We start from the raw sequence: 23087 nt of genomic DNA, 5'->3' as shown, positions 1-23087 counted from the left end.
CCGGTTTCGACGCTTCGATGCGTTAAAGCCACCAGGGCCGCACGATCCGATGTCAACCGCAAGGAACGTGTCCTTGCACTAAGAGGAATGAATGGCGAGTAACAACGTAGCCCAATTTGCCGCGGAACTGAAAATGCCTGCAGGCGTGCTGCTTGAGCAGTTGCAGGCGGCGGGCGTCCAGAAGGCGAGCGAGGACGACGCGCTGTCTGAGACCGACAAGGCGCGCCTGCTCGATCACTTGCGCAAGTCGCACGGTTCGAACGACGCGGACAAGCGCAAGATCACGCTGACGCGCCGGCATACGTCGGAGATCAAGCAGTCCGACGCGACGGGCAAGGCTCGCACCATTCAGGTCGAGGTGCGCAAGAAGCGCACGTTCGTCCGCCGCGACGAGTCCGCCGATCAGGCGGAGACATCGGATCACGCAGCCGAGGCCGTTGCCGCCGAGGATGTCGAGCTTCAGCGCCGCGAGGAAGAAGCGCGCCGCGAAGCCGAGTTGCTCGAACGTCAGGCTCAGGAACTGAAGGAACGCCAGGAGCGCCTCGCGCTCGAAGAGGCGGAGCGTCGTGCACGCGAAGAAGCCGCCGAAGCCGAGCGGCGTCGCGCGGAAGAGGAAGCGGGCAAGAAGAAGGCCGCTGCCGAAGCCGCCGCCCGCGAACTCGCCGCGCAGGCCGTCGAGGCGCAGCGCGCCGCGCCGGCCGCGAACGCGGAGCAGGACGAGCAGCGCGCGGCCGCCGAGCGCGCCGCGCAGCGCGAAGCCGCGAAGAAGGCCGAGGACGCCGCGCGCGAGGCCGTCGAAAAGGCGCGTCTCGAACAGGAAGAAATCGCCCGTCGTCGCGCGGCGGCGGAAGCCGAAGCGCGCGCGATCCGCGAAATGATGAACACGCCGCGCAAGGCGCAGGTGAAGGCGCCCGAACCGCCGAAACCGGTCGAGCCGCCGAAGCCCGCGGAAGCGAAGGGCACGCTGCACAAGCCGGCCCGTCCGGCTGGCGAAGCGGGCGCGCGTCCGGCCGCCGCCGCGAAGAAGCCGGCTGCCGCCGCGCCGTCGTCGGCGCCGGCATCGACGACCGCCGGCGACCGCAACAAGAAGCCGGGCACCGGCAAGAGCGGCTGGCAGGACGACGCCGCGAAGCGTCGCGGCATCAAGACCCGCGGCGATTCGAGCGGCGGCGTCGATCGCGGCTGGCGCGGCGGTCCGAAGGGACGCGGCAAGCATCAGGACGCGGGTTCGTCGTTCCAGGCGCCGACCGAGCCGATCGTGCGCGAAGTGCACGTGCCGGAGACGATCACCGTCGCCGATCTCGCGCACAAGATGTCGGTGAAGGCTTCGGAAGTCATCAAGGTGATGATGAAGCTCGGCCAGATGGTCACGATCAACCAGATGCTCGACCAGGAAACGGCGATGATCATCGTCGAGGAACTCGGTCACCGTGCGGTCGCCGCGAAGCTCGACGATCCGGAAGCGCTGCTGATCGAAGGTCAGGAAACCACGACGGATGCGGAGCAACTGCCGCGTCCGCCGGTCGTCACCGTGATGGGTCACGTCGACCACGGCAAGACCTCGCTGCTCGACTACATCCGCCGCGCGAAGGTGGCGGCAGGCGAAGCGGGCGGGATTACGCAGCACATCGGCGCGTACCACGTGGAAACGCCGCGCGGCGTGATCACGTTCCTCGACACGCCGGGCCACGAGGCGTTCACCGCGATGCGGGCGCGCGGCGCGAAGGCGACCGACATCGTGATTCTGGTGGTCGCGGCCGACGACGGCGTGATGCCGCAGACGAAGGAAGCGATCGCGCACGCGAAGGCGGGCGGCGTGCCGCTCGTCGTCGCGATCAACAAGATCGACAAGCCGGATGCGAATCCGGATCGCGTGAAGCAGGAACTCGTCGCGGAAGGCGTCGTGCCGGAAGAGTACGGCGGCGACTCGCCGTTCGTGTCGGTGTCGGCGAAGACCGGCGCGGGCATCGACGAACTGCTCGAAAACGTGCTGCTGCAAGCCGAAGTGCTCGAACTGACGGCGCCGGTCGAAGCGCCGGCGAAGGGCCTCGTGATCGAAGCGAAGCTCGACAAGGGCAAGGGTCCGGTCGCGACGGTGCTCGTGCAGTCCGGCACGCTCAACCGCGGCGACATGGTGCTCGCGGGTTCCGCTTACGGCCGCGTGCGCGCAATGCTCGACGAAACCGGCAAGCCGACGAAGGAAGCCGGCCCGTCGATTCCGGTCGAGATCCAGGGTCTGTCCGAAGTGCCGGCGGCCGGCGAGGAAGTGATCGTGCTGCCGGACGAGCGCAAGGCGCGCGAAATCGCGCTGTTCCGCCAGGGCAAGTTCCGCGACGTGAAGCTGGCGAAGCAGCAGGCCGCGAAGCTGGAGAACATGCTGGAGCAGATGGGCGAAGGCGAAGTGCAGTACCTGCCGCTCATCGTCAAGGCGGACGTGCAGGGCTCGCAGGAAGCGCTGGTTCACGCGCTGCTCAAGCTGTCCACCGACGAAGTGCGCGTGCAGATCGTGCACGGCGCGGTCGGCGGCATCAGCGAGAACGACGTCAACCTCGCGACGGCGTCGAAGGCGGTCATCATCGGCTTCAACACGCGTGCGGATGCGCAGGCGCGCAAGCTGGCCGAGGCGAACGGCGTCGACATCCGCTACTACAACATCATCTACGACGCAGTGGATGAAGTGAAGGCGGCGATGTCGGGCATGCTCGCGCCGGAGAAGCGCGAGGTCGTGACCGGCATGGTCGAGGTACGCCAGGTGTTCAAGGTGCCGAAGGTCGGCGCGGTGGCCGGCTGTATGGTCACGGACGGCATCGTCAAGCGTTCGTCGTCGGTGCGCGTGCTGCGCAACAACGTGGTGATCCACACCGGCGAGCTGGATTCGCTGAAGCGCTTCAAGGACGATGTGAAGGAAGTGAAGCAGGGCTTCGAGTGCGGTATGTCGATCAAGAACTTCAACGACATCGTCGAAGGCGATCAGTTCGAGGTGTTCGAGATCACCGAAGTCGCGCGTACGCTGTAAGCAGTCGGCGCGACGCATGCGGGCGGGGCGGGCGCTGGCCGGCTCCGCCCGTTGTTTTTTGGGCGGGGCCGCGTTCGCGGACGCCCGCCGTTTCGCCGGTCACCCGGCGCTGGACCCATCATGAACAAGAGACGTTCCTCTCCGAATCGCAACGTGCAGATTGCCGACCAGATCCAGCGCGATCTGTCGGAACTGGTGGCGCGCGAGGTCAAGGACCCGCGGATCGGCCTCGTCACGATCCAGAGCGTCGAGCTGACGCCGGATTATGCGCACGCGAAGGTCTATTTCACGACGTTGACCGGCGATCCGCTGCAGACCCAGGAGGCGCTGAACCACGCGGCCGGCCATCTGCACAACCTGCTGTTCAAGCGGCTGCACATCCATACGGTGCCGACGCTGCATTTCCACTACGACAAGACGATCGAAAAAGCGGTCGAGATGTCGCGCCTGATCGACGAAGCGAACGCGACCCGCGCGAAGGACGACTGAGCCTCACCGGCGGCGTAAAACGTGCGGCGGCGTAACGCGCGAGCGTTGCGTGTCGTCGCGCTGCGCCGCGTTTTGCGCTGTTTCCCCGTGCGTTGCCTCGCCGCCTACCCCGCCTGACATGACTGCATCCTCCCAACCCGCGCGGCCGAAGGTGCCGCGCCGACTGCTCGACGGCGTGCTGCTGCTCGACAAGCCGGTCGGCCTCTCCAGCAACGATGCGCTGATCCGCGCGAAGCGTCTCTATCGCGCGAAGAAGGCCGGGCATACCGGCACGCTCGATCCGCTCGCGTCGGGTCTGCTGCCGCTGTGTTTCGGGGAGGCGACGAAGTTCTCGCAGGATCTGCTCGAAGCGGACAAGACCTACGACGCGACGATGCGGCTCGGCATCCGCACCGCGAGCGGCGACGCCGAAGGCGACGTGATCGACACGCGCCCGGTGTCGTGCGACGAAGCCGCGGTGCGCGCGTCGCTCGACGCGTTTCGCGGCGACATCGTGCAGGTGCCGCCGATGTATTCGGCGCTGAAGCGCGACGGCAAGCCGTTGTACGAATACGCGCGCGCCGGGCAGACCGTCGAGCGGGAAGGGCGCGCGGTGACGATCCATGCGCTCGAACTGCTCGCGTGCGCGCTGCCGGACGTGACGTTCCGCGTGACGTGCAGCAAGGGGACTTATGTGCGCACGCTCGCCGAGGACATCGGCGAGGCGCTGGGCTGCGGCGCGCATCTGGTCGCGCTGCGGCGCATCGGCGTCGGCGCGCTGACGCTCGATCACGCGGTGACGCTCGACGCGCTGTCCGAGGCGGATGACGCCGTGCGCGACGCGTGGCTGCAACCGGTCGATGCGCTGCTATCGACGTTTCCGCGCGTCGAGCTGGGCGCGGACGCGACGCGCCGCTTCATGCACGGGCAGCGGCTGCGGCTGGACGAGATCGCGTCGTTCGACGGATCGAACGGCGCTGTGCCGCGCGTGCGCGTGTACGGCGACGACGGCCGGCTGCTCGGCGTCGCGAAGGCGGCGGACGGCGTGCTCGCGCCGGAGCGTCTCGTCGTGAGCGGCGAGCAGTAAGAGCCGGACCAGCGCCTGCCTGGCGCTCTTCAGTTCAGACCGGGCCGCGCGAGCGCCTGCAGCAACTGGCAATGCGCGGCCGTGCGGCTGTCGCAATTCGCTACTTCGATCAGCGCGTGCCGCATCCGCTGGAGGTCGCGAATCTTTCCCTCGATGTCGTCGAGATGCGCCCGCGTCATCCGGTCCGCGTCCGCGCACGGGCGGTCGGGATGATCCGCGAGGCCGAGCAACTCGCGTATCTCGTCGATCGTGAAGCCGAGTTCGCGGCCGCGCCGCACGAACGCGAGGCGGTCGAGCGACGCGTCGTCGTATTGCCGGTAGCCGTTGCCGGCGCGTTTCGCCGCCGGCAGCAGACCGACTTTTTCGTAATACCGGATGGTTTCGACGTTGACGCCGGAGAGCCGGCTCAGGTCGCCGATCGAATAGGGGTTGGTCATCGCTTGACCCTGTAGTGGCTACAGGGTCCACGATACCCGCTTTGGATCCATCTGGAGCGAAGCGATGTCGGGAGCCTGTTGTCACCACTGCGACGATGCAGCGAGTCTGCGTCAGTCGCGTTATCGCCGGTTGTTGTGGGCCGCGCTCGCGATCAACGTCGCGATGTTCGCGGTCGAGATCGTGTCGGGGCTGCGCAGCGGATCGGTGTCGCTGCTCGCCGATTCCGTCGATTTTCTCGGCGATGCCGCGAATTACGGCATCAGCCTTCTCGTGCTGGGATTGAGCCTGACCGCCCGGGCGCGCGCGTCGCGGCTCAAGGCCGTGTCGATGATCGTGTTCGGCGCGTGGGTGCTCGGCGTCGCCGGATGGCATCTGCACACGGGGCGCGTGCCGGGCGCGCCGACCATGGGCGCGGTCGGCACCGCCGCGCTGCTCGCGAACGGCGTCGTCGCGGCGCTGCTGTTGAGCTACCGCGACGGCGACAGCAACATGCGCAGCGTGTGGCTCTGCACGCGCAACGACGTGCTCGGCAACGTCGCGGTGCTGCTCGCCGCGCTCGGCGTGTTCGGCACGCGTTCCGCGTGGCCGGACCTCGTCGTCGCGGCGATCATGGCGTCGCTCGCGTTGACGTCCGCCGCGCACATTCTTCGCCAGTCCGGTGCCGAACTGCGCGAAGGGACGGGCGGGCAGCAGATCGCGGCAAGGTCGTAAACGCACACCGGCCGCTCATGACGAGCGGCCGGTGTTGCATCGGACAGTCAGCGAAGAAGCCGCGACTCAGTGCGCGGCCGAAGCCGCCGCCCCCGCATCGGCATTCGCCCGCTCGGGCCGCGTGATCCAGATCAGCCCGATCAGCAGCACGAAGATACCGGCCGAGATGTAGAACAGATCGTTCACGCCGAGCTGTGCAGCCTGCTGCGTGACCATCGAATTGAACAGCCCATGCGCCTGCGATTCGTTCAGGCCCGCCACGTTCTGCATCTGCTGGATCGACTGCGCGAACGTCGGGTTGCCCGAGTTCGCCTGCTCGGTCAGCTGCGCGTGGTGCATGATCGTCCGGTGGTCCCACGCGGTCTGGAAGATCGACGTGCCGATCCCGCCGCACATGATCCGCACGAAGTTCGACAGGCCCGACGCGGCCGGAATCCGGTGGCCCGGCAGCCCCGACAGCGTGATCGACACGAGCGGGATGAAGAACCCCGCCATCCCGACGCCTTGCACGAGCGTCGGCAGCGCGAGCGACCACGTGTCGACGTCGGTCGTGTAGCGCGAACGCATCCAGAAGCACAGCGCGAACACGAGGAACGCGACCGTCGCGATGTAGCGCGGATCGGTGCGCGGCAGGATGCGGCCGGTCAGCGGCGACAGCAGCACCGCGAACACGCCGACCGGCGCCATCACGAGGCCGGCGTCGGTCGCCGTGTAGCCGATGTCGGTCTGCAGCCACAGCGGCAGCAGCACGAGGTTGCCGAAGTAGAGCCCGTAGCCGATCGACAGCGCGATCGTGCCGCCGGTGAAGTTGCGCCGCGCGAACAGCGACAGATCGACGACCGGGTGCGCCTCGGTCAGCTCCCACACGACGAAGAACGCGAACGCGATCACCGCGATCAGCGCGAGCGCGACGATCGTCGTCGACGAGAACCAGTCGAGGTCCTTGCCCTTGTCGAGCATGACCTGCAGCGAGCCGACCCAGACGATCAGCAGCCCGAGGCCGACGCCGTCGATCGGCGCCTTCTTCACGACCGAGTCGCGGTTGCGGAAGATCGCCCACGTCGCGAGCGCCGCGACGATGCCGACCGGGATGTTCACGTAGAAGATCCACGGCCACGAGATGTTGTCGGAGATCCAGCCGCCGAGGATCGGACCGGCGACCGGCGCGATCAGCGTCGTCATCGACCACATCGACAGCGCGACCGGCGCTTTCGCGCGCGGATAACTCGCGAGCAGCAGCGTCTGCGACAGCGGGATCATCGGGCCGGCGACCGCGCCCTGCAGCACGCGCGACGCGAGCAGGAACGGCAGCGTCGGCGCGAGGCCGCACATCCACGACGAGATCACGAACAGGATGATCGACGCCATGAAGAGGCGCACCTGGCCGATGCGGTCGGTGAGCCAGCCGGTCAGCGGCACCGAGATCGCGTTCGCGACCGCGAACGACGTGATGACCCATGTGCCCTGGTCGGACGACACGCCGAGGTCGCCGGAGATCGACGGGATCGACACGTTCGCGATCGACGTGTCGAGTACGTTCATGAACACCGCGAGCGACACCGCGATGGTGCCGATCACGAGTTGCGCGCCTTGCAGCGGCGGATGGACGACAGCTTGTTGTTGTGCCATGGAAACAGGTCGGTACGGTCGGGGCCGCTTACATCGGCTTCGACGTGCGCGGGGCCGGCGAAGACACGGTCGCCTTGCCGCCGTTCGGGCCGGCGTTTTCCGCGATGATCCGCGCGATTTCCGCGTCGGCTTCGGCGCCGTATTTCGCGAACACGTCGGTTTCGAGCACGGTGTTCTGTGCGTTGCCGAGCTGGCTGCCCGCGTCGTCGCGGATGTTCACGTCCGCCTGGATCGACAGGCCGATGCGCAGCGGGTGCTTTTCGAGGTCGGCCGGATCGAGCGAGATCCGCACCGGCAGGCGCTGGACCACCTTGATCCAGTTGCCGGTCGCGTTCTGCGCGGGCAACAGCGAGAACGCGGAGCCGGTGCCGGCGGAGAAGCCGACCACCTTGCCGTGATAGACGACCGACGAGCCGTACACGTCGGCGGTCATCTCGACCGGCTGGCCGATGCGCATGTGCTTCAGCTGCACTTCCTTGAAGTTCGCGTCGACCCACAGCGAGTTCAGCGGCACGACCGACATCAGCGGCGTGCCCGGCGACACGCGCTGGCCGACCTGCACCGAGCGTTTCGCGACGTAGCCGGTGACCGGCGCGGGCAGCGTGTTGCGCGCATTCGCGAGATACGCGTCGCGGACCTTCGCGGCGATGGCTTCGACGTTCGGGTGGTTCGCGATCGTCGTGTTCGCGATCAGGGCACGGTTCGCGGCGAGCTGCTGCTGCGCAGCGTCGAGCGCGGCTTCCGCGCTGCGCACGGCGTCGCGCGCGTGCGAGATTTCTTCCTGCGACACGGCGCCGGTCTGCGCGACCAGCATGCGGCGGCGCAGGTCGTCCTGGGCGCGCGACAGGTCGGACTGGCGAATCGCGACCTGCGCCTGGTACTGGCTGTCGTCGGCGAACAGGCCGCGCACCTGGCGCACGGTCTGCGCGAGCGTCGCCTCGGTCTGTTCGAGCGCAACGCGCGCGTCGGCCGGGTCGAGCAGCACGAGCGGGTCGCCGGTCTTGACGGTCTGCGTGTCGTCGGCCTTCACCGAGATCACGGTGCCGCTGACCTGCGGCGTGATCTGCACGACGTTGCCGTTCACGTACGCGTCGTCGGTGCTCTCGGTGAAGCGCGCGACGAGGAAGTAGTAGAGCCCGTACGCGATCGCGGCAATCACGATCACAAGGACGAGCAGCGTCATCATGCGGCGGCGCTTGCCGTTGCTCGCGTTCGGCTGCGGGGTGCCGGCAGGCTGCTGGGGGGTGCTCATGGGAAAGGATCTCCGGGTTCTTTCTGGCGTGTTCGTTTCGTTCGTTTTTAGTGCGGCCGTGCTGGTCAGTTCGACGCGTCGCGGGTCGCGACCGTGCGGCTCGCGGCGTCGGAGCCGACCTCGGCCGGCGGCACGAGGCCCGCCTGCGTCGCGTCGAAGCCGCCGCCGAGCGACTTGATCAGCGCCAGCTGCATGTCGCGGCGCTGCATCCGCAGGTTCGTCACGGTCTGTTCGGCCGCGAGGCGGTTCTGGTCGGCCGTCAGCACCTGCAACTGCTCGGACAGACCCGCGCGGTAGCGGATCACCGCCAGATGCCACGCGTTCGTCGACGCTTCGAGCGCGCGGTCGGCGTCGACCAGCTGGCGGTCGGCCGAGCGGATCGACGACACCTGTGTCGCGACGTCGTTGAACGCGTTGATCAGCGTCTGGTTGTAGTTCGCGACGTCGAGGTCGAAGTCGGCATAACGGCCCTTCAACTGCGCGCGCAGTTCGCCCGCGTCGAAGATCGGCAGATGGATCGCCGGGCCGATGTTCGCCTGGCGGCTCGCGTAGTTCAGGAAGCGGCCCCAGCCGAACGCGTCGAAGCCGAAGCCGGCCGCGAGGTTCACGTCCGGATAGAACTCGGCCTTCGCCTCCTTCACGCCGTGCATCGCGGCTTCGACCTGCCAGCGCGCGGCGACGATGTCCGGGCGGCGCGCGACGAGGTCGGCCGGCAGATTGTCCGGCAGCGTGACGTCGGCGACCGGGTTCAGCACCGGCTGCGCGATCTGCAGGCCGCGGTCCGGCCCCTTGCCGAGCAGCGCGCCCAGCTGATAGCGGACGGTCTGGATCTGGCCGTCGATCTGCGACAGGTTCGCCTGGCTCGTCGCGAGGTTGCCGCTCGCGGTCTGCTTCTCGACGTTCGTGTCGAGGCCGGCGGTCACGCGGCCGTTCGTGATGGAGCCGATCGTGCGGCGGTTGTCGATTTCGTGCGCGGCGATGTCGCGCAGCGCGTAGAGCTGAGCAAGCTGGTTGTAGGTGCGGGCGACCGACGACGCGAGCGTCACGCGCGCCTGCTGCACGTCCGCGTCGGCCGCGCGCTGCTGCGACACCGCCTCGGCGAGCCGCTGGCGGTTCTTGCCCCACAGGTCCAGTTCCCACGACGCGCTCGCGAGCGCGTTGTTCTCGCTGAACCACGAGCCGCCGTACGGCGGCGGGAACAGGCCGTTGCCCGAATACAGTTCGCGGCTCCACGAATACTGCGCGCCGACCTTCGGGAACAGCGCCGAGCGCGACGTTTCGATGTATGCCGATGCCTTCGCGAGCCGCGCCTGCGCCTGCGCGATCGTGGGGCTGCCTTCGAGCGCCTCGTCGATCAGCTTCGGCAGTTGCGGGTCGCCGAACTGGTTCGCCCAGTCGAGCGTCGGCCACTGGCCGCCCTGCGCGGGGATGCTCTGCGCGGTCTCGAACTGCGCCGGCGGCGCGATGGCCTTATCGCTCCTGATGCCGAGGTAGTTCACGCACCCGGACAGGGCGAGCGCCGTCAGCGCGGCGGCGACGGCGGCCCGGCACGACAGCGCCGGCGTGGACAGGGTCTGGGAGTTCATTGCTCGTCTCGTTGCGTGAGAGTAAGAGGTGATGCTGGACGATGCCGTTTTTTTGTCGGTCACAATGATTTTCGGGACTGATGCCCGGTCACGGATTGGCGGGCGGGGTGCCGCTGTCGCCCGTGTCGCAGCAGCTGCCGCTGTTCGCGAGGATCCGCCGCAGCATGCTTTTCAGGAAGCCGATCTCTTCCGGCGTGAAGCCGTTCGTCAGGCTGTCGATGACGCCGGTGAAGATGGGCGGCATCCGGGCGGCGATCGCCTCGCCTTCGGGCGTGAGCGCGAGACGTACCGCGCGGCGGTCTTCCGAGCTGCGCACGCGCTGGAGCAGGCCGCGTTTTTCGAGCCGGTCGACGAGCCGCGTGACCGCGCTCGCGTCGATCCCATACTCGCGCGCGAGTTCGGCGGCGAGCAGGCACTTGCCGCTTGCGACCATGAACAGCACGCTCGCCTGCTGGCTCGTGACGCCCAGTTCCGCGAGCGTGCGCTGCGTGACCATGTTCGAGATGGTCGATTTCGCGCGCGAGATCAGGTAGCCGACGCTCTCGCCGAACGCGTAGTCGCGCAGGTCCGGGGGCGGCGTGGATGTCGGATCGGTCATGATTCGGATGCGACTGCAATGGTTGACCAGGCACGGATTATAGGTAGGCTTACTTGCCGCAGCAAGTGTTTTATCTCGTAATTTCCAACGATCTCTTCCGGGCCGACGGGGTAATCCCGGGGTGGGCGGCGTGGCAGAATGCGCGTCCGCCGGCGTCGTTGCCGTTCGGCCCACGAAACGCGAACGATGGGTTCATCCTCACGTGCTATAATGTTTGGTTCCCAAAAGTGCGTCATCGAGGGTTGCGACAGTCCGCGCATCGGATATGCGGCGGACGGCCCGGCCGACACGGCCTGGCGGCGCCGCGCCTGTCGGGCATCCTCGCGCACCCAACTGTTCCAGGTTCCTATGTCCCGCGCCCTTCGCAACATTGCCATCATTGCCCACGTCGACCACGGCAAGACCACGCTCGTCGACCAACTGCTGCGTCAGTCCGGCACGTTCCGCGAGAACCAGCAGATCGCCGAGCGAGTCATGGACTCGAACGACATCGAAAAGGAGCGGGGCATCACGATTCTCGCGAAGAACTGCGCGGTCGAGTACGAAGGCACCCACATCAACATCGTCGATACGCCGGGACACGCGGACTTCGGCGGCGAGGTGGAGCGCGTGCTGTCGATGGTCGACTCGGTGCTGCTGCTCGTCGACGCGGTCGAGGGCCCGATGCCGCAGACCCGCTTCGTCACGAAGAAGGCGCTCGCGCTCGGCCTGAAGCCGATCGTCGTCGTCAACAAGATCGACCGGCCGGGCGCGCGCATCGACTGGGTGATCAACCAGACGTTCGACCTGTTCGACAAGCTCGGCGCGACCGAAGAGCAACTGGACTTCCCGATCGTCTACGCGTCGGGCCTGAACGGCTACGCGTCGCTCAGCCCGGATGCGCGCGAAGGCGACATGCGCCCGCTGTTCGAGGCGATTCTCCAGCACGTGCCGGTGCGCCCGGCCGACCCGGATGCGCCGCTGCAACTGCAGATCACGTCGCTCGACTATTCGACCTACGTCGGCCGGATCGGCGTCGGCCGCATCAGCCGCGGCCGCATCAAGCCCGGCCAGCAGGTCGCGCTGCGCTTCGGCCCGGAAGGCGACGTGATGAACCGCAAGATCAACCAGGTGCTGTCGTTCCACGGGCTGGAGCGCGTGCAGGTCGAGTCGGCCGAAGCCGGCGACATCGTGCTGATCAACGGCATCGAGGACATCGGCATCGGCGCGACGATCTGCGCGATCGACGCGCCGGAAGCGCTGCCGATGATTACCGTCGACGAGCCGACGCTGACGATGAACTTCCTCGTCAATTCGTCGCCGCTCGCGGGCAAGGAAGGCAAATTCGTCACGAGCCGCCAGATCCGCGACCGTCTGACGAAGGAGCTGAACCACAACGTCGCGCTGCGCGTGAAGGACACCGGCGACGAAACCGTGTTCGAAGTGTCGGGCCGCGGCGAACTGCACCTGACGATCCTGATCGAGAACATGCGCCGCGAGGGTTATGAGCTGGCGGTGTCGCGTCCGCGCGTCGTGATGCACGAGGTGGACGGCGTGCGCCACGAGCCGTACGAGCTGCTGACGGTGGACGTCGAGGACGGCCACCAGGGCGGCGTGATGGAAGAACTGGGGCGCCGCAAGGGTGAAATGCTCGACATGGCGTCGGACGGCCGCGGCCGCACCCGCCTCGAATACCGGATTCCGGCGCGCGGGCTGATCGGCTTCCAGAGCGAATTCATGACGCTGACGCGCGGCACCGGCCTGATGAGCCACGTGTTCGACGAATACGCGCCGGTGAGGGAAGGTTCGGTCGGCGAGCGCCGCAACGGCGTGCTGATCTCGCAGGACGACGGCGCGGCGGTCGCGTATGCGCTGTGGAAGCTGCAGGACCGCGGCCGCATGTTCGTGAAGCCGGGCGACGCGCTGTACGAGGGGATGATCATCGGCATTCACAGCCGCGACAACGACCTCGTCGTGAACCCGATCAAGGGCAAGCAGTTGACGAACGTCCGTGCGTCGGGCACCGACGAAGCGGTGCGTCTCGTGCCGCCGATCCAGATGTCGCTCGAATACGCGGTCGAATTCATCGACGACGACGAACTGGTCGAGGTGACGCCGCAGTCGATCCGTCTGCGCAAGCGCCATCTGAAGGAGCATGAGCGCCGTCGCGCGAGCCGCGAAGTCGCGGTGGATTAAGTGCCGCGATAAAAATCGCAATGGCGGTCGCTGTGTTTTACAGATCGCCTTCAAATAAAAAGCCGCCTCCATGGGCGGCTTTTTATTTGCATTTACGGCGGCTTCGAGTCGATTAGGCACTCATTCCGGAAATGAACGTTGCAAACGGGCGCCACAATCCGCGCAAATGCCGCTGCGGCGGGCTTCGATGCGCATATAGGATGTAGGGGGGTTACCGCTTCTGTGCTATGCTGCGCGATGCCAGTTTTAGGTCCTTCCAAGCAGACTTGATTCGCGCAATCCGCTAAACGGTCAGGCCGTGTCGCGGAAGGTTGAGTAACCCGCTATTTCTCGAGAAACTCGAAGAAAGGTGAGCGTAAATGTCAGAAACAATGAAGCAGTTCCAGCTGAACTCGTATCTGTTCGGCGGTAACGCTCCGTATGTCGAAGAGCTATACGAAGCATACCTTGACAACCCGGCGTCCGTCCCCGACAACTGGCGCGAATACTTTGACGCACTGCAAAATGTGCCGTCGTCGGATGGGTCGGCTGCCAGTGACGTCGCTCACGGCCCGATCGTCGAATCGTTTGCTCAACGCGCGAAAGCCAACGCATTCGTTCCCCGCGGCGGCGGCGAGGATCTCGCCGCGTCCCGCAAGCAGGTTTACGTCCAGTCCCTGATCGGCGCATACCGCTTCCTCGGCTCGCAATGGGCCAACCTCGATCCGCTGAAGCGCCGCGAGCGCCCGAACATCCCCGAACTCGAACCTGCGTTCTACGACTTCACCGAAGCCGACATGGACCAGACGTTCAGCGCGAACAACCTGTACTTCGGGTTTGAGCGCGCGTCGCTGCGCGACATCGTGAAGGCGCTGCGCGACACGTACTGCGGCACGATCGGCGCGGAATACATGTACATCAGCGATCCGGAGCAGAAGCGCTGGTGGAAGGAGAAGCTCGAATCGATCCGCTCGACGCCGAACTTCACCGCTGACAAGAAGAAGCACATCCTGCAGCGCCTGACGGCCGCCGAAGGCCTGGAGCGCTTCCTGCACACCAAGTACGTCGGCCAGAAGCGTTTCTCGCTCGAAGGCGGCGAGAGCTTCATCGCGTCGATGGACGAAGTCGTCCGCCACGCGGGCGCGAAGGGCGTGCAGGAAATCGTGATCGGCATGGCCCACCGAGGCCGTCTGAACGTGCTCGTCAACACGCTCGGCAAGATGCCGGCCGACCTGTTCGCCGAATTCGAAGGCAAGCACGTCGACGACCTGCCGGCCGGCGACGTGAAGTACCACAAGGGCTTCTCGTCGGACGTCCCGACCGAAGGCGGCCCGGTCCACCTGTCGCTCGCGTTCAACCCGTCGCACCTCGAAATCGTGAATCCGGTGGTCGAAGGTTCCGCGAAGGCCCGGATGGACCGCCGCGGCGACGAAAACGGCCTGCAGGTGCTGCCGGTGCAGATCCACGGCGACGCGGCCTTCGCAGGCCAGGGCGTCGTGATGGAAACGCTGAACCTCGCGCAGACGCGCGGTTACGGCACGCACGGCACGCTGCACATCGTCATCAACAACCAGATCGGCTTCACGACGTCGGACCCGCGCGATGCGCGCTCGACGCTGTACTGCACCGACGTGGTCAAGATGATCGAAGCGCCGGTGCTGCACGTGAACGGCGACGATCCCGAAGCCGTCGTGCTCGCGACGCAGCTGGCCGTCGACTTCCGGATGCAGTTCCACAAGGACGTCGTCGTCGACATCGTCTGCTTCCGCAAGCTCGGCCACAACGAGCAGGACACGCCGGCGCTCACGCAGCCGCTGATGTACAAGAAAATCGCGCAGCACCCGGGCACCCGTGCGCTGTACGCGGAAAAGCTCGTGCAGCAGGGTGTGATCACCGCCGAAGAAGGCGATGGCTTCGTGAAGGCGTACCGCGCCGCGATGGACGAAGGCAATCACACGATCGATCCGGTGCTGTCGAACTTCAAGAGCAAGTACGCGGTGGACTGGGTGCCGTTCCTGAACCGCAAGTGGACCGACGCCGCCGATACGGCCGTGCCGCTCGCGGAACTGAAGCGCCTCGCCGAACGCATCACGACGATCCCGGAGAACTTCAAGGTTCACCCGCTCGTCGAGCGCGTGATCAACGACCGCCGCGCGATGGGCAAGGGCGAAGCGAAGCTCGACTGGGGCATGGGCGAGCACCTCGCGTTCGCGTCGCTGGTCGCGTCCGGCTACACGGTGCGCCTCACGGGCCAGGACTCGGGTCGCGGCACGTTCACGCACCGTCACGCGGTGCTGCACGACCAGAACCGCGAGCGCTGGAACGACGGCACGTACATCCCGCTGCAGAACGTCGCTGAAAGCCAGGCGAAGTTCACGGTGATCGACTCGGTGCTGTCCGAGGAAGCGGTGCTCGGTTTCGAGTACGGCTACTCGACCGCCGAACCGAACACGCTCGTGCTGTGGGAAGGCCAGTTCGGCGACTTCGCGAACGGCGCGCAGGTCGTGATCGACCAGTTCATCTCGTCGGGCGAAGTGAAGTGGGGCCGCGTGTCGGGCCTGACGATGCTGCTGCCGCACGGTTATGAAGGCCAGGGTCCGGAGCACTCGTCCGCGCGCATCGAACGCTACCTGCAGCTTTGCGCAGACCACAACATGCAGGTCGTCCAGCCGACGACGCCGGCGCAGATCTTCCACCTGCTGCGTCGCCAGATGATCCGCCTGTTCCGCAAGCCGCTGATCGTCTTCACGCCGAAGTCGCTGCTGCGTCACAAGGAAGCCGTGTCGGACCTGTCCGAGCTCGCGAAGGGCTCGTTCCAGACCGTGATCGGCGAAGTCGACGAGTCGATCGACGCGAAGAAGGTGAAGCGCGTGGTCGCGTGCTCGGGCCGCGTGTACTACGACCTCGTCGCGCATCGCCGCGAAGCGAAGGCGAACGACGTCGCGATCGTCCGTATCGAGCAGCTGTATCCGTTCGGCCACAAGCAGTTCGAGACGGAGCTGAAGAAGTACGACAACGCGACCGAAGTGGTGTGGGTGCAGGACGAGCCGCAAAACCAGGGTCCGTGGTTCTACATCGAGCACCACCTGAAGGAAGGCATGAAGGAAGGGCAGAAGCTGGCGTACAGCGGCCGTCCGGCTTCGGCTTCTCCGGCGGTCGGCTACTACGCGAAGCATTACGAGCAGCAGAAGGCGCTGATCGAAGGCGCGTTCGGCCGCCTGAAGGGCGCAACCGTCACGAAGTAACGAGCATATTCGAACCGGGAAGGCGCGCAGCGCCGCGCTTTCCCGCGCCTTTATGCGCGCAACGGTTCGTCCCAGATACGTATTCAGGAAAATCACATGGCTATTGTTGAAGTCAAGGTCCCGCAGCTTTCGGAGTCGGTCTCGGAAGCCACGATGCTGCAATGGAAGAAAAAGCCGGGCGAGGCTGTCGCCCAGGACGAAATCCTCATCGAGCTGGAAACCGACAAGGTCGTGCTCGAAGTGCCGGCGCCCGCTGCTGGCGTGCTGTCGGAAATCGTCCGGAACGACGGTGACACCGTCGTCGCCGAAGAACTGATCGCGAAGATCGACACCGAAGCGAAGGCCGGCGCCGCTGCCGCCCCGGCCGCCGCCGCTGCGCCCGCCGCCGCTCCGGCCGCGGCTGTCGCCGCACCCGCCGCGCAACCGGCCGCTGCCGCCGGCGCGAGCACGACCGCATCGCCGGCCGCCGCGAAGCTGCTGGCCGAGAAGGGCCTGTCGGCGTCGGACGTCGCAGGCTCGGGCCGCGACGGCCGCGTCACGAAGGGCGACGCGCTCGCCGCCGGCGCGCCGAAGGCCGCACCGGCTGCCGCGCCGGCCGCGAAGCCCGCTGCCGCGCGTCCGGCGCTGCCGGACGTGAAGGCGCCGGCGTCCGCCGCGACGTGGCTCAACGACCGTCCGGAACAGCGCGTGCCGATGTCGCGCCTGCGTGCGCGGATCGCCGAACGTCTGCTCGAATCGCAACAGACCAACGCCATCCTCACGACGTTCAACGAAGTGAACATGGCGCCGGTCATGGATCTGCGCAACAAGTACAAGGACAAGTTCGAGAAGGAACACGGCGTGAAGCTCGGCTTCATGTCGTTCTTCGTGAAGGCGGCGGTTCACGCGCTGAAGAAGTTCCCGCTCGTCAACGCGTCGATCGACGGCAACGACATCGTCTATCACGGCTACTTCGACATCGGTATCGCCGTCGGTTCGCCGCGCGGTCTGGTGGTGCCGATCCTGCGCAACGCGGATCAGCTGAGCCTCGCCGAGATCGAGAAGAAGATCGCGGAATTCGGCGCGAAGGCGCGTGACGGCAAGCTGTCGATCGACGAGATGACGGGCGGCACGTTCTCGATCTCGAACGGCGGCGTGTTCGGCTCGATGCTGTCGACGCCGATCATCAACCCGCCGCAGTCGGCGATCCTCGGCGTGCACGCGACGAAGGACCGTCCGGTCGTCGAGAACGGCCAGATCGTGATCCGTCCGATGAACTACCTCGCGCTGTCGTACGATCACCGGATCATCGACGGCCGCGAAGCGGTGCTGTCGCTCGTCGCGATGAAGGATGCGCTGGAAGATCCGGCGCGCCTGCTGCTCGACCTGTAAGCCGTACTCCCGCATCTGGTTCACCGGGAGCGCCGCGCGTCGCGAGGCCATAGCGCCTCGCGCGCGCCGCGTTCCGCATCGAAAGGATTACCATGTCCAAGGAATTTGACGTCGTCGTGATCGGCGCCGGTCCCGGCGGCTACATCGCGGCGATCCGCGCTGCGCAGCTCGGCAAGACCGTTGCCGTGATCGAAAAGTGGAAGAACCCGGCCGGCGCGCTGAAGCTCGGCGGCACCTGCCTGAATGTCGGCTGCATCCCGTCGAAGGCGCTGCTCGCGTCGTCGGAAGAATTCGAGAACGCCCAGCATCATCTGGCCGACCACGGCATCACCGTCGGCGACGTGAAGATCGACGTCACGAAGATGATGGCCCGCAAGGAAGGCGTCGTCGAAAAGATGACGAAGGGCATCGAGTTCCTGTTCCGCAAGAACAAGATCACGTGGCTGAAGGGTCACGGCAAGTTCACCGGCAAGAACGACGCCGGCGTGCAGATCGAAGTGAGCGGCGAAGGCGAAACCGAAGTCGTCACCGCGAAGAACGTGATCATCGCGACGGGCTCGAAGGCGCGCCATCTGCCGGGCATCCCGGTCGACAACAAGATCGTCGCGGACAACGAAGGCGCGCTGTCGTTCGACGCCGTGCCGAAGAAGCTCGCCGTGATCGGCGCGGGCGTGATCGGCCTCGAACTCGGCTCGGTGTGGCGTCGTCTCGGCGCGGAAGTCACCGTGCTCGAAGCGTTGCCGGAATTCCTCGGCGCCGCCGACCAGGCGCTGTCGAAGGAAGCCGCGAAGCTGTTCAAGAAGCAGGGCCTCGACATCCACGTCGGCGTGAAGGTCGGCGAAGTGAAGGCGACCGCGAAGAACGTGACGATCGCTTACACCGACAAGGACGGCAACGCGCAGACGCTCGAAGCGGATCGCCTGATCGTGTCGGTCGGCCGCGTGCCGAACACCGACAACCTCGGTCTCGAAGCAATCGGTCTGAAGGCGAACGAGCGCGGCTTCATCGACGTCGACGACCACTGCCGCACGTCGCTGCCGAACGTGTACGCGATCGGCGACGTGGTGCGCGGCCCGATGCTCGCGCACAAGGCGGAAGACGAAGGCGTGCTGGTCGCGGAAGTGATCGACGGCCAGAAGCCGCATATCGACTACAACTGCATTCCGTGGGTGATTTACACCGAACCGGAAATCGCATGGGTCGGCAAGACGGAGCAGGCGCTGAAGGCCGAAGGCCGCGAGATCAAGACCGGCCAGTTCCCGTTCCTCGCGAACGGCCGTGCGCTCGGCATCGGCAAGGCCGACGGCTTCGTGAAGATGATCGCGGACGCCAAGACCGACGAACTGCTCGGCGTGCACATCATCTCGGCGAACGCTTCGGACCTGATCGCGGAAGCGGTGGTCGCGATGGAATTCAAGGCCGCGTCGGAAGACATCGGCCGGATCTGCCATCCGCACCCGTCGCTGTCCGAAGTGATGCGCGAAGCGGCGCTCGCCGTCGACAAGCGCGCGCTCAACATGTAACGCGCCGCAGGCCGGACGGTGGCGCGCCGTCCGGTGTTGCAGCGACCGGCATCATCACGAGAGGCGGGCGGGGTCGATCCCGCCCGCCTTTCTCATTGGCGGCCGCCACGCATGCAGGCCGAAGAACAGATGAACGTCACCGAATACTACGAAAAAGAACTGCAGACGCGGGGCTATCAGTCGGACCCGGCGCAGCGCGCGGCGGTCGACCGTCTGCAGCGGTGCTACGACGAATGGGTTGCGTACAAGGCGCGGCGCTCGAACGCGCTGCGCAAGTGGATCATCCATCCGGACCTGCCGCGCGGCGTGTACATGTGGGGCGGCGTCGGGCGCGGCAAGAGTTTTCTGATGGACAGCTTCTATGCGGTCGTGCCGGTGCAGCGCAAGACGCGCCTGCATTTCCACGAATTCATGCGCGAGGTGCATCGCGAGCTGGAGGAACTGAAGGGGCGCGCGGATCCGCTCGACGAACTCGCGCGGCTGATCGCGAAGCGCTACCGGCTCATCTGCTTCGACGAGTTCCACGTGTCCGACATCGCGGACGCGATGATTCTGTATCGGCTGCTCGACCGGCTGTTCACGAACGGCGTGCAGTTCGTGATGACGTCCAACTACGATCCGGACCTGCTGTACCCGGATGGGCTGCATCGCGACCGGATGCTGCCCGCGATCGCGCTGCTGAAGGACAAGCTCGACGTGATCAACGTGGATGCGGGCGTCGATTACCGGCAGCGCACGCTCGCGCAGGTCGAGGTGTATCACACGCCGCTCGGCGCGCAGGCGGACCGCGCGTTGCGCCACTCGTTCGCGCAGCTGGCGGCGGTGCCGGACGAAAGCCCGATCCTGCACATCGAGAAGCGCGAGATCAAGGCGCTGCGCCGCGCGGACGGCGTCGTCTGGTTCGACTTCGCGACGCTGTGCGGCGGGCCGCGCTCGCAGAACGACTATCTGGAGCTTGCGAGCCGCTTCCATGCGGTGATCCTGTCGGACGTGCCGCAGATGACGCCGCGGATGGCATCCGAGGCGCGCCGCTTCACGTGGCTGATCGACGTGTTCTACGACCACAAGGTGAAGCTGCTGATGTCGGCGGCGGTGCCGCCCGACCAGTTGTATCCGGACGGGCCGATGGCGAACGAGTTCACGCGGACCGTGTCGCGGATCGTCGAAATGCAGTCGAAGGAGTATCTGGAAGCGCCGCGCCGCGACGTGCAGGCGTCGCTGACCTGAACAGGGCGCGAACCGTCGCGGCTTCGTGAGGGGGTGTCGCAGCGCGGTGGTCTGTCAGATTCGGATTCATCCGATATTCGCATGCGGGGTGGGTCGATATCGTTTGTCAGTACACAGATGCTGACGAAGGAGAAGACCGTGAAACCGTGGCGCGACATTACCGAGGAAGAGTGGCAACGCGTGATGCCCCTGCTGCCCGAGCTGCGCCCGCGCTCGGAACTGCGCGGGCGGCCGCTTGCGAATACGCGGGCGGTGCTGAACGGCGTGCTGTGGGTGATGTATAGCGGCGCGACGTGGTCCGCGATGCCGCGCCGCTACCCGTCGTATCAGACGTGTCATCGCCGCTTCAAGGCATGGTACGACGAAGGGGTGCTGAAGCGCGTGATGGCCGAACTGTTCGGCGACGAAGGCGTCGCGCTGTGCAACACGATCGAGGCGCGGATGCGCAAGCACGCCAGCGCGGAAGAAAAGGCGGCGCGGCTGAAGGAAGCGGCGCTCGCGCCGGCTGCGCCTTTCGCTCCGACGGCGCCGAATGCGCCGCCGTCGCTCGGCTATCGCGTGTTGCTGCGCCAGCCGGCGTAGGTGAATTCGCGGGTCGGCCCGCGCAACGTGCGCGCGGCCGATCCAGGACGCCGGCTCGTCCCCGGTTGGCGACTGCCGGTTCATCGCGCGGCGCGATGTGCGACCGAACACCGCTGATTTACTGCTGCCGGCTCCAGGTCTGCGAACGCCCGAGCAGCGATACACCGATGTACCCCCGCACCACCAGCTTCTGCCCGCCGTCCTCGACGTGCATCTTGCAGCGGTACGTCTTGCCGTTCTCCGGATCGAGGATGTGTCCGCCGTCCCAGCCGTCGTCCGTTTTCTTCATTCCGTCGATGATCGTCATGCCGAGGATCGGCTGATCCTTGCGCTCGTCCGTGCACGCGGTGCAGCGGCGGCCGGGCTGGTCGGTCGGGCCGAGCCCCTTGATGACCTTGCCGCTCAGCGTGCCGTCGCTGCCCTCGGTGATCTGCACCAGCGCCTTCGGCTGGCCCGTATGGTCGTCCACGGTCTGCCAGACGCCGACCGGCGTGGCCGTCTGCGCGAACGCGGTGAGGGCGCTGCCGAGCAGCAGCCCGGCGAAAACGGCCCGGCGGGCCGTGCGGAAGGCGGACGCGACGCGGCGTCCGGTCAGGTGATGCATTGTCTTCCTCCTTGATGTCCGTCATTGTTGTCGGTGGCCGCCACAGGGTTGACCCGCGTGGGGCGTAGCGTGTCGGTGGGGCCGCCGCGCGCCGCCTGGCGGCCCATCTGGACGCTGACGGGCAGCATACGCGAAAGCGTGTGCGCCGTTTGAGAGGGGCGCCTCTAGCCTTGGCGCGAAGCTTCGGGCTATCAGGCTGTCGGCGTCTGGCGCAACCGAAAAGTTGCGCATACGCCAAAATTTCCAGGAAGAGTCCGAAAACCAAAAAAAGTGAGTAATAATTAGGCCGGTTTGTCAAAAAAGTAAAACTGTTCAAGCAGGAACTACATGGACCACAAGTCGAAAGTTCGACAGATCGCGCTCGCAGCGCTGATATTGATCGGGGGCGCAGAAGCCGGTTGCGCACAGGCTTTGACAGACAATTCGGGGAATACCGCTGCACCGGCGGCCGACAGTCAGCCGACCGTGACCGCGCTCGCGCAGGTGCCGACGCTTCAGGCGTCGGCGGCGGCAGCGGCCGATCAGACCGCCGCGCTCACGCCCGACGAGGCGAAGCAGAGCGCGACCGGCAACGTCGCGGAACTCCAGCAGATGATCAATAGTCCGGACCTCGCCGAGCTGCGCAAGACGTCCAACGGCAGCTACAGTGCGAGCCTGCTGTTCTACGGCAAGGAAATGGTCTACTACGTCACGCTGTCCCAGCAGGGGACGTTCTGGCGCGTGATCAAGAGTACCGACGAAGTGCGTGCCGAGGCGATCTATCGCGACTTCGTGCGGCAGACCTTCCATCTATCGGACATCGAGATTCGCCGTACCCGTCTCGAAGCGCAGAAGGCGTTCACCGAGCGGATGATCGCGCTGTCGCAGGATCACGCGAACCGGCTGCAGGCCGACCTGACGATCGCGCGGCAGCAGCAGGCGGTGGTCGCGGATCAGCAGAAGCAGACGCGCGACGAGGCTAACTCGCTGCAGACCCAGAAGGCCGCGGCGCAGAACCAGTTGCGCTCGATGCAGCGCCAGGTTCGCGAACTGCAACGCCAGGTCGAGAGCGGGCTGGCGGTTCGCTGAGCGCGCGGGCAGGCCGCTGACGGCCTGCCGCGAGCTTCCGCGGCTTCTGCTGTTCGTGTTCGGTATGCACGTAGCGAACGGGCGGATTGTCCGCCCGTTCGTGTCGATGGTCGTCTTCGCAGTCGAACAAACGGCGGAGCGAGTGCGCGACGCCGGCTCGTGCAATCGGTCGACGCATGGGCCGTCAATACCGATGAGCGGAGTTCATCAATAAAGCGGGCGGGAAATCAGGCGTGGTCCCCAGTCGATTCCCGACTCGTTGTCATCTGCCGACAGGCGCCGCGCGCGTGGTGCCGCATCGCCGCCCATCCACTGCGACCGACGCGGTCCGGGCTCAATGTTTGTCGCGACTGTGACCGTGACCGTGCGTGTCGCCGGTTTTCTTTTCGTCGTGCGGGGGCTGGGGTTTCGACTCGGGCGGATCGACCGCGATCGGGTCGCTTGCCGGGAAGGTTTCTTCAAGCGCCTCGTCGAGTTGCTCGTCAAGCGGTTCGGCGGGGGGCTTCGGCGTGCTGGCGCTCATGTCTT

18 protein-coding genes are annotated in these 23087 nt (G+C 66.3%); 11 read left to right on the top strand and 7 right to left on the bottom strand.

The features are described 5' to 3' along the window. Window positions 1–91: 91 nt before the first annotated feature. The 3 genes from infB to truB all read left to right on the top strand — a co-directional run bounded on the left by infB (window position 92) and on the right by truB (window position 4571). Window positions 92–3016: a translation initiation factor IF-2 gene (gene infB / locus BLV92_RS11135; protein WP_090544840.1), complete on the top strand. Its 2925-nt coding sequence runs from the start codon at window positions 92–94 to the stop codon at window positions 3014–3016. Window positions 3017–3136: 120 nt separating this feature from the next. Beyond that, a complete protein-coding gene (gene rbfA / locus BLV92_RS11130) occupies window positions 3137–3505 on the top strand; it encodes a 30S ribosome-binding factor RbfA (protein ID WP_090544838.1) in 369 nt (122 codons plus the stop codon). Window positions 3506–3623: 118 nt separating this feature from the next. Then, a complete protein-coding gene (gene truB / locus BLV92_RS11125) occupies window positions 3624–4571 on the top strand; it encodes a tRNA pseudouridine(55) synthase TruB (RefSeq protein ID WP_090544836.1) in 948 nt (315 codons plus the stop codon). A 29-nt stretch (window positions 4572–4600) separates the two neighbouring features. On the opposite strand, the gene BLV92_RS11120 is transcribed toward truB, so the two are convergent. Continuing rightward, a complete protein-coding gene (locus BLV92_RS11120) occupies window positions 4601–5008 on the bottom strand; it encodes a MerR family transcriptional regulator (protein ID WP_090544834.1) in 408 nt (135 codons plus the stop codon). A 64-nt stretch (window positions 5009–5072) separates the two neighbouring features. Between BLV92_RS11120 and BLV92_RS11115 the strand changes: the two genes are divergently transcribed. After that, window positions 5073–5720: a cation efflux transmembrane domain-containing protein gene (locus BLV92_RS11115; RefSeq protein ID WP_090544832.1), complete on the top strand. Its 648-nt coding sequence runs from the start codon at window positions 5073–5075 to the stop codon at window positions 5718–5720. Window positions 5721–5786: 66 nt separating this feature from the next. Here BLV92_RS11115 and BLV92_RS11110 read toward each other — a convergent pair whose 3' ends face one another. The 4 genes from BLV92_RS11110 to BLV92_RS11095 form a co-directional block, all read right to left on the bottom strand. After that, complete coding sequence (locus BLV92_RS11110; RefSeq protein ID WP_090544831.1) at window positions 5787–7349, bottom strand: DHA2 family efflux MFS transporter permease subunit; 1563 nt, start codon at window positions 7347–7349, stop codon at window positions 5787–5789. A gap of 28 nt (window positions 7350–7377) precedes the next feature. After that, complete coding sequence (locus tag BLV92_RS11105; RefSeq protein WP_090544827.1) at window positions 7378–8601, bottom strand: EmrA/EmrK family multidrug efflux transporter periplasmic adaptor subunit; 1224 nt, start codon at window positions 8599–8601, stop codon at window positions 7378–7380. Window positions 8602–8666: 65 nt separating this feature from the next. Further along, a complete protein-coding gene (locus tag BLV92_RS11100) occupies window positions 8667–10187 on the bottom strand; it encodes an efflux transporter outer membrane subunit (RefSeq protein ID WP_090544825.1) in 1521 nt (506 codons plus the stop codon). Between the two features lie 88 nt (window positions 10188–10275). After that, window positions 10276–10785, bottom strand: coding sequence for a MarR family winged helix-turn-helix transcriptional regulator (locus BLV92_RS11095; protein WP_090544824.1), 510 nt, complete (start codon window positions 10783–10785; stop codon window positions 10276–10278). A 348-nt stretch (window positions 10786–11133) separates the two neighbouring features. Here BLV92_RS11095 and typA point away from each other — a divergent pair, with 348 nt between their 5' ends. The 6 genes from typA to BLV92_RS11065 all read left to right on the top strand — a co-directional run bounded on the left by typA (window position 11134) and on the right by BLV92_RS11065 (window position 20887). Continuing rightward, window positions 11134–12960 (top strand): translational GTPase TypA, encoded by a 1827-nt coding sequence (typA, locus tag BLV92_RS11090; RefSeq protein ID WP_090544822.1) that lies wholly within the window; start codon window positions 11134–11136, stop codon window positions 12958–12960. 359 nt (window positions 12961–13319) lie between these two features. Next, complete coding sequence (locus BLV92_RS11085; RefSeq protein WP_090544820.1) at window positions 13320–16184, top strand: 2-oxoglutarate dehydrogenase E1 component; 2865 nt, start codon at window positions 13320–13322, stop codon at window positions 16182–16184. Between the two features lie 96 nt (window positions 16185–16280). After that, window positions 16281–17555, top strand: coding sequence for a 2-oxoglutarate dehydrogenase complex dihydrolipoyllysine-residue succinyltransferase (gene odhB / locus BLV92_RS11080; RefSeq protein ID WP_090544818.1), 1275 nt, complete (start codon window positions 16281–16283; stop codon window positions 17553–17555). Between the two features lie 92 nt (window positions 17556–17647). Next, window positions 17648–19078 carry a dihydrolipoyl dehydrogenase gene (lpdA, locus tag BLV92_RS11075; protein ID WP_090544816.1) on the top strand — a complete coding sequence of 477 codons (1431 nt, stop codon included), beginning with the start codon at window positions 17648–17650 and terminating at the stop codon, window positions 19076–19078. A 129-nt stretch (window positions 19079–19207) separates the two neighbouring features. Beyond that, complete coding sequence (zapE, locus tag BLV92_RS11070; protein ID WP_090546999.1) at window positions 19208–20305, top strand: cell division protein ZapE; 1098 nt, start codon at window positions 19208–19210, stop codon at window positions 20303–20305. Window positions 20306–20443: 138 nt separating this feature from the next. After that, a complete protein-coding gene (locus BLV92_RS11065; protein WP_166676586.1) occupies window positions 20444–20887 on the top strand; it encodes a transposase in 444 nt (147 codons plus the stop codon). A gap of 118 nt (window positions 20888–21005) precedes the next feature. Here the strand turns inward: BLV92_RS11065 and BLV92_RS11060 are convergent, their stop codons facing one another. Continuing rightward, complete coding sequence (locus BLV92_RS11060) at window positions 21006–21491, bottom strand: DUF2147 domain-containing protein (protein ID WP_090544812.1); 486 nt, start codon at window positions 21489–21491, stop codon at window positions 21006–21008. Between the two features lie 327 nt (window positions 21492–21818). Here BLV92_RS11060 and BLV92_RS11055 point away from each other — a divergent pair, with 327 nt between their 5' ends. Further along, a complete protein-coding gene (locus BLV92_RS11055; RefSeq protein WP_090544810.1) occupies window positions 21819–22559 on the top strand; it encodes a DUF2968 domain-containing protein in 741 nt (246 codons plus the stop codon). Between the two features lie 334 nt (window positions 22560–22893). Here BLV92_RS11055 and BLV92_RS11050 read toward each other — a convergent pair whose 3' ends face one another. Beyond that, the gene (locus tag BLV92_RS11050; protein WP_110332472.1) at window positions 22894–23082 is read right to left on the bottom strand and encodes a hypothetical protein; all 189 of its coding nucleotides are present in this window, start codon (window positions 23080–23082) and stop codon (window positions 22894–22896) included. Between the last annotated feature and the right edge of the window lie 5 nt (window positions 23083–23087).

The organism is Paraburkholderia caballeronis (genome assembly GCF_900104845.1).
Classification (GTDB): Bacteria; Pseudomonadota; Gammaproteobacteria; order Burkholderiales; family Burkholderiaceae; genus Paraburkholderia; species Paraburkholderia caballeronis.
The sequence above is the reverse complement of the archived record's forward strand: the minus strand, read 5'-3'. Positions and strand labels throughout refer to the sequence as shown.

What these genes read in the sequence shown, in the direction of transcription:
- infB (WP_090544840.1), top strand. Translation starts at nt 92, where the DNA reads ATGGCGAGTAACAACGTAGCCCAATTTGCCGCGGAACTGAAAATGCCT.
- rbfA (WP_090544838.1), top strand. Translation starts at nt 3,137, where the DNA reads ATGAACAAGAGACGTTCCTCTCCGAATCGCAACGTGCAGATTGCCGAC.
- truB (WP_090544836.1), top strand. Translation starts at nt 3,624, where the DNA reads ATGACTGCATCCTCCCAACCCGCGCGGCCGAAGGTGCCGCGCCGACTG.
- BLV92_RS11120 (WP_090544834.1), bottom strand. Translation starts at nt 5,008, where the DNA reads ATGACCAACCCCTATTCGATCGGCGACCTGAGCCGGCTCTCCGGCGTC.
- BLV92_RS11115 (WP_090544832.1), top strand. Translation starts at nt 5,073, where the DNA reads ATGTCGGGAGCCTGTTGTCACCACTGCGACGATGCAGCGAGTCTGCGT.
- BLV92_RS11110 (WP_090544831.1), bottom strand. Translation starts at nt 7,349, where the DNA reads ATGGCACAACAACAAGCTGTCGTCCATCCGCCGCTGCAAGGCGCGCAA.
- BLV92_RS11105 (WP_090544827.1), bottom strand. Translation starts at nt 8,601, where the DNA reads ATGAGCACCCCCCAGCAGCCTGCCGGCACCCCGCAGCCGAACGCGAGC.
- BLV92_RS11100 (WP_090544825.1), bottom strand. Translation starts at nt 10,187, where the DNA reads ATGAACTCCCAGACCCTGTCCACGCCGGCGCTGTCGTGCCGGGCCGCC.
- BLV92_RS11095 (WP_090544824.1), bottom strand. Translation starts at nt 10,785, where the DNA reads ATGACCGATCCGACATCCACGCCGCCCCCGGACCTGCGCGACTACGCG.
- typA (WP_090544822.1), top strand. Translation starts at nt 11,134, where the DNA reads ATGTCCCGCGCCCTTCGCAACATTGCCATCATTGCCCACGTCGACCAC.
- BLV92_RS11085 (WP_090544820.1), top strand. Translation starts at nt 13,320, where the DNA reads ATGTCAGAAACAATGAAGCAGTTCCAGCTGAACTCGTATCTGTTCGGC.
- odhB (WP_090544818.1), top strand. Translation starts at nt 16,281, where the DNA reads ATGGCTATTGTTGAAGTCAAGGTCCCGCAGCTTTCGGAGTCGGTCTCG.
- lpdA (WP_090544816.1), top strand. Translation starts at nt 17,648, where the DNA reads ATGTCCAAGGAATTTGACGTCGTCGTGATCGGCGCCGGTCCCGGCGGC.
- zapE (WP_090546999.1), top strand. Translation starts at nt 19,208, where the DNA reads ATGAACGTCACCGAATACTACGAAAAAGAACTGCAGACGCGGGGCTAT.
- BLV92_RS11060 (WP_090544812.1), bottom strand. Translation starts at nt 21,491, where the DNA reads ATGCATCACCTGACCGGACGCCGCGTCGCGTCCGCCTTCCGCACGGCC.
- BLV92_RS11055 (WP_090544810.1), top strand. Translation starts at nt 21,819, where the DNA reads ATGGACCACAAGTCGAAAGTTCGACAGATCGCGCTCGCAGCGCTGATA.
- BLV92_RS11050 (WP_110332472.1), bottom strand. Translation starts at nt 23,082, where the DNA reads ATGAGCGCCAGCACGCCGAAGCCCCCCGCCGAACCGCTTGACGAGCAA.